At 60.0% G+C, this 1769-nt stretch carries 1 protein-coding gene; it reads left to right on the top strand.

Translation table 11 applies throughout. The annotated features are described in order from the left end of the window. Nucleotides 1-98 precede the first annotated feature (98 nt). A complete protein-coding gene (locus O9K64_RS23330) occupies nt 99-1367 on the top strand; it encodes an IS110 family transposase (RefSeq protein ID WP_275100521.1) in 1269 nt (422 codons plus the stop codon). The last annotated feature ends 402 nt before the right edge of the window (nt 1368-1769 follow it).

Below are 1769 nucleotides of genomic sequence, written 5' to 3'. Positions count from 1 at the left end.
GTAGTCAGCTATAACAAACATTAAAAAGGGGACCCTCATGGCTCGGAACTGGCCTAAATAGCAAGTTGTATTATCCGAGAGCGTAGGAGGTGTCCCCCATGTCTAAGTATAAGTACAGAGCTACCGAATTCAATGAAGTTGACTGGACTGTGTTGAGGAGCAAGGTTCCCGTCTGTGCGCGGGTGATCTTTGCGGTCGATGTGGCGAAGGTGGATTTTGTGGTGACGCTGCTGACCGCCGACAGACGCGTATTGAAGAGCATCAAATGGAGCCATCCGCAACAAACCCGCGCCGTGGTCGCGCAAGCTGCCGCCCTGGGCACGGAACGGGTGGAGGCCGTGATGGAGCCCACCGGCACGTACGGAGATGCCCTGCGCGGGTTGTTGAAGGAAGCCGGCATTGTGGTGTACCGCGTGAGTCCCAAGCGCGTCCATGACGCCGCCGAGCTCTATGATGGCGTACCTAGCCTGCATGATGCCAAGGCCGCCTACCTGATTGGGCGGCTGCATCTGGAGGGGGTGAGTCAACGCTGGCGGGAAGCGAGCGAACAACGCCGGGATCTGCAGGCACAGCTCAAGCTGCTGGGTTTCTATCAGGAGCGCCGTCAGCGGGCCTGCAATCGGTTGGAAGCCCTGCTGGCCCGCCATTGGCCCGAGGCACCTTACTGCCTGGGCCTTGACTCTGTGAGCCTGCTGAAGCTGCTGTGCCATTATGGCTCCGCGGCCGCCGTGGCGGCGGCCCCCGGGGCCGCCAGTGAACTGTTGCGGCGTACGGGGGGGCATTTCCTCCGCAGCGAGAAGTGCGATGCCCTGCTGGCCAGCGCACGCACGACCGTAGGCGTGCCCGCTACCGAGGGTGAACGTGGGCTTATACAGGTCCTTGCGGAAGAACTGCTGGAGGTGCACCGGCGATGCCGGCTGATCGAGAAGCGCCTGGAGGTCCAGGTGGGGACGGATGCGGGGTTGGAGCGACAAGCGGAAGTGATCGGTCGGGTCTCGGCGGTGGTGCTGCGTAGTGCCTTGGGCGAGCCGGGTGACTATCCCAATGCGGCCAGTTATGTCAAAGCCGCCGGGCTTAACCTCAAGGAGCGCTCCAGCGGCAAACACAAGGGGAGGCTTAAAATCACCAAGCGCGGTCCGAGTGTGGTGCGTTTTTACGATTATTTCGCGGTGTTGCGTCTTATCCGCCACGAGGGGCCGGCCAAGCGCTGGTATGAGGCCAAGGTGGCGCGGGATGGAGGTACCAAAAGCAAGGCGTTGACGGCGCTCATGCGCAAGCTGCTCAAGGCCTTGTGGCATGTTGGACGCGGAGCGACCTTCGACGAAGCCCAGCTGTTCGGCGAACGATCATTGGCGCCAGCGGCCTGAGTTGGTTGAAACACGGCCAGCAAAACGAGGAGGTGGTGTCACAGACTGATAGCGAAACGGTATGCCACTGAGCCAGGCATCTTCCTACGGACTGACCTTCAACCCATCCTCTGGTCGGGTAACCAGACCCTTTCGTAGTCCCGAGGCAGTCCGCGGGATGCCCCATGGAATTGATGCCCAATGCAACTGATTTGATGCCGCGAAGCGGACATCCAATGCGAGAGGTTTGGTCGACCCCATGGGTGCGCATCCGGGATGATGGTGATGTTCGGACTGAATAAACACGAAGACCCAGCGCCGGAAATTGAGTTAACGTTACTGGCCTATGACTTCGTGCGACCCAAGGCAGGTGGAAATAGCAAAATGTAATACATTGACAGGGCTATGAGAGGATGGGTGGAG

It is taken from the genome of Sedimenticola hydrogenitrophicus, from assembly GCF_029017505.1.
Taxonomy (GTDB): domain Bacteria; phylum Pseudomonadota; class Gammaproteobacteria; order Chromatiales; family Chromatiaceae; genus Sedimenticola; species Sedimenticola hydrogenitrophicus_A.
Note: the sequence above shows the minus strand (reverse complement) of the source record. Positions and strands in the feature narration are given on the sequence as shown.

Bases quoted from the DNA above. Each gene is read 5' to 3' on its own strand.
- O9K64_RS23330 (WP_275100521.1), top strand. From the start codon at position 99: ATGTCTAAGTATAAGTACAGAGCTACCGAATTCAATGAAGTTGACTGG.